The following is a 3,675-nucleotide window of genomic DNA, read 5'->3' as shown; positions in this document are numbered from 1 at the left end:
GGCCCCGGCCTACCGGGCCCGGCTCCCCGGCCCCGGCGCGCCGGACGTCGCCGGGGCCGGATGCGCCGGAGCGTGCGCCGGTGCGCCGGGTCGGTGACTTCGCCCAATTCACTTGATGAGACGTCGAGTTGGCGCCCGGCGCGGTTGTGGTGGAGCATAGGCGGGCCCGGTCCGTTGCGGCGCGCTTGCGCCGCGGCCGAGGTGCCGTACGCGTGCTGGGGAGGAGGCGGGTCCGATGAGTCCGGCGGATCGTCCGTTTCTGGTCCGGGGGAGGGCGGTACCCCTGGCCAGGTACCTGGCCGAGGAGGACATCGACGGCCTGGTGGCCTGCTCGTGCATAGGGAACGAGGTGAGCATCGACCTCGCCGACACCCGGATCCTGGTCAGCCTGCTCGACGTCGCCGACGTGGTGAGGCTCAACTTCCACATGGTCCAGGACGGACCGGCCAAGCCCCGGTCCTGGTCGCGCCGCCTGCCCGCCGGCACCGGCCCGCGCGAGATCGCGGCCCGGATCGCGCTGGACATCCGCACCCTGGAACGCGAACTCGCGCCCCTGCGCCGCCGCCCGCCGGAGGTGCCGCGGCAGCGCCGCCCGGGGTGAGGGCGAGGCCAACGGGGTGGAGGGCGGGGCTGCCGCGCGGGCGGCGCGCGTAGGCTGGCGGCGTGGACAACGATCATCCCCGCGCCGACCGCGCCGACCGCGCCGGCGCCGACCAAGCCGCCGTCGACCATCCCTTCGCCGACGGGCGGAACGTCCTCTGGACGCTGGACGGCTTCGGCACGGACGACCACCTGTACGACTCCCGGGAGCTGGACCGGGAGGAGTACCTGCGGATCCGGCCCCTCCTCGCACACGACCCCGAGGTCCGGCTCGGCGACGACATCTGGATGCTGGCCGGTGACTACCGCGTCCCGCCCCGCCTCCACACACCGCTGTGGGAACTGCTCGGCCCGCCCGGTCCGGTGGAGGGCCTGGACTACTTCATCGGCGCCCGCCAGAACCTGCCGGACGGGCCTCGGGACCGCTGACCACGGCCCGGCGGCGGTGTGTTGCCGCCGAGCCGTGATCCCCACCCGACTCGACCGACCTCGGCCGACCTCGACCGACTGCCGACTGCCGGGAGCCGGCGCCGACCCTAGCGCGTCACCAGCCAGGACAGGGCGGCCGTGAGGTTCGCGCGCAGCGCCGGGTCCGCCACGGCCGGGGTCGGGTCGGTGGCGACGGCGGTGAGCAGGTGCGGCCGGGTGCGCGGACCGGTCAGTTTGAGGTCGGCGAGGTCCAGCGCGGTGCGGCCGTGGAGCCGGTCCACCTCGCGCCCGTCCAGGAACCAGCGCAGCCGGGTGCCCGGCACCGGCAGGTCGACGGTCAGCCGGTCGGCCGCGGTGAGCCAACTGCCCGTGGTGGTGGGGCTGGTGAGCGGGGTGGCGTGGCGGTAGAAACCGGCGATCATCGCCTCGCGCCCCGGCAGGTTGAACTCCCGTCCGAGCGAGCGCATGATCGAGTTCTCGGTCGGCCGGTACAGCCCGGCCGGGTAGTAGCCGCCGCCCTCGTACGCTCCGACCGTCCCGCCGTCCGGGGAGGCCTGCCCGAGCCAGCGGGACCACTTGGTGCCCTGCTGCCGCATCCGGTCGGCCGTCAGCGTGCTGATGTTGGCCTCGGCCGGCTCGTCGCCCTGGTAGGTCCCCTGGCCGTCGTACGCGTACTCGTCGGCGAGCTTGCCCAGCGAGTGACCGGTCTCGTGCACCGCGATCTGCCCGGACTTGGCGTTCCCGCCGGCCACCGTGGCGATGCCCTCGTAGCCCAGTGGGGACGTGACGTCGTTGTAGCCGGCGCCGCCGTACTTGGCGCTGTTGGCGACCACGAGCACCAGGTCCGCCTGCGGTGCCTTGGCGGCGTACCCCTCGACCGCCTTCTCGTCCACGCAGAGCAGCCGCTCCACGCCGTCGCACCAGAAGTACGAGCCCAGCGCGGTGTGCCGCACCGTCGCCTGGTCCGGGTCGCCGGTCACCCCCGACTCCGGGGACACGGCGGACACCGCCCACACGTTGAAGAGTCCCCGGTAGGTGGCGTACGGCTCGACGGCGGTCATCTCGCGCCACTTCTCGGCCGCGTCGGTGAGGAACTTCTGCTGCTCCTGCGCGGTGTAGCCGTCGCCGATCACCACCACGTCGAGCTTGGTCGCCGGGTCGCCACCGCTGACGAGCGCCGTCACGTCGCCGTCACCCCGCAGCGGGGCGACGCCCTGGGCCGGTGCGGCGACATAGGGGGAGGCGGCCGGGGCCTGGGCGCGGGAGATGCTGCCGTCCTCGGCGAAGACCTCCACCTGGCGGACGGGGGCCTTGACGGGCGGCGCGCTCCCCGTCGCCGTGCTCCCGGCGGCGGTGTTCCCGGCGACTGTGTTCCCTGTCGCCGTTCCCCCCGGCGGCACGCCCCAGGCCGGAGCGGATCCGAGGAGGGCCGCGGCGAGGGCGGCGGTGAGCAGGGCGGTGGTGGTTCTGGCGGCGATGCGGGGCACGGGTGTCGTCCTTCCTGGTGAGCGGTCCGTGGCCTGCCTCCTTCCCATGGCGAGGACCTGACAATCGCCGGACTGTTCTCCCGAACCTCACGAGTCGACCACCGCCGCACCGGCGAACACCGCGATCAACCAGCCGACCACGGAGACCGTGAGGGTCGCGGCGAACGACCACTGGTACACGATGAGCAGGGACGAGCCCAGGAGCGTCGCCACGACGGTCGGAACCGCCATCAGCGTCGGCCTCCACCGCCTGCCCCTGGCCGGCGCGCGCAGGCCGTGCAGGGCCACCGCTGTTCCGCCACTGACCAACAGCGCGACCTCGACCACGGCCGGCACGGGAATGGCCCGCTGCTCGTCCTCGTGCCCCCGGTGGGCGAGCCTCACCACCGCGCCCCGATACACCTTCAGATCGACACTGGTGCCGACCTCGACGTCCCGGTAGAAGGACCTGGACACGCTGTACGAGTCACCGGGTTCCGTCTCGCGCGCGACGGTCAGCATGTACGAGGTCGAGTCGCCGCCCGACTCGTACTTCCTCGTGACCCGCCCGCTCTCCTGCCGCACACAGTCCACACCCGCCCCGGCCTCCGGCGACCCGCACACCGGAGCACCGAGATAGGCGCCCGCGGTCTCATAGGCGCCCACGAAGAGCACGAAGCCGAAACAGACGACGGACAGCCCGACGACGGTCAGCAGGACCCGCCCGGCGACCCGGACGGCCCGCGGCACCGCCCGACGCCGTTCCGGTTTGCCGAGCTTCCCCACCCATGCGTCCATCGCACCCTCACCCGCCCTGTGACGCCCACCCGTTGTGGTCCGCGGACATCCCCGGTGCCCAGACCGGATGATGCCAGGACGGCGAGAGCGACCGCGAGGAATTGTCCGAGCTACATCGGACGGGGGTGGGGTGGGGCCGGGGCGGCATCCTGGCCTCGCCCGTCTGCCGACATGGCCAAGCCCCGGCTCCACTCGCTCTCGTGCACGTGAAAGGTGCCCCCAGCCCCCACCTGCTCAAGATCCAAGCCTTCGACAAGCCGGATCATCGCAGTTCACGGGGCACCCCTTCCATGTCGTGACAGACCGTCACCAGGGGACGGCCGGTGCGTGTGACCGGAGCGCCACGAGCACATGCGCCGCGCGGCGGGGAGCGGTGTGCTCC

The 3,675-nt window shown here is 73.2% G+C and carries 4 protein-coding genes; 2 read left to right on the top strand and 2 right to left on the bottom strand.

The annotated features are described in order from the left end of the window. Nucleotides 1-235 precede the first annotated feature (235 nt). Nucleotides 236-601, top strand: a complete 366-nt coding sequence (locus ACFV04_RS43540) for a hypothetical protein (RefSeq protein WP_380536620.1) — start codon at nt 236-238, stop codon at nt 599-601. Nucleotides 602-663: 62 nt separating this feature from the next. Beyond that, nucleotides 664-1,029, top strand: a complete 366-nt coding sequence (locus tag ACFV04_RS43535; protein WP_380536619.1) for a hypothetical protein — start codon at nt 664-666, stop codon at nt 1,027-1,029. 107 nt (nt 1,030-1,136) lie between these two features. On the opposite strand, the gene ACFV04_RS43530 is transcribed toward ACFV04_RS43535, so the two are convergent. Then, the gene (locus ACFV04_RS43530) at nt 1,137-2,516 is read right to left on the bottom strand and encodes a M64 family metallopeptidase (protein ID WP_380536616.1); all 1,380 of its coding nucleotides are present in this window, start codon (nt 2,514-2,516) and stop codon (nt 1,137-1,139) included. Between the two features lie 87 nt (nt 2,517-2,603). Beyond that, complete coding sequence (locus ACFV04_RS43525) at nt 2,604-3,293, bottom strand: hypothetical protein (protein ID WP_380536615.1); 690 nt, start codon at nt 3,291-3,293, stop codon at nt 2,604-2,606. Between the last annotated feature and the right edge of the window lie 382 nt (nt 3,294-3,675).

The organism is Kitasatospora sp. NPDC059599 (genome assembly GCF_042735125.1).
Classification (GTDB): Bacteria; Actinomycetota; Actinomycetes; order Streptomycetales; family Streptomycetaceae; genus Kitasatospora.
Note: the sequence above shows the minus strand (reverse complement) of the source record. Positions and strands in the feature narration are given on the sequence as shown.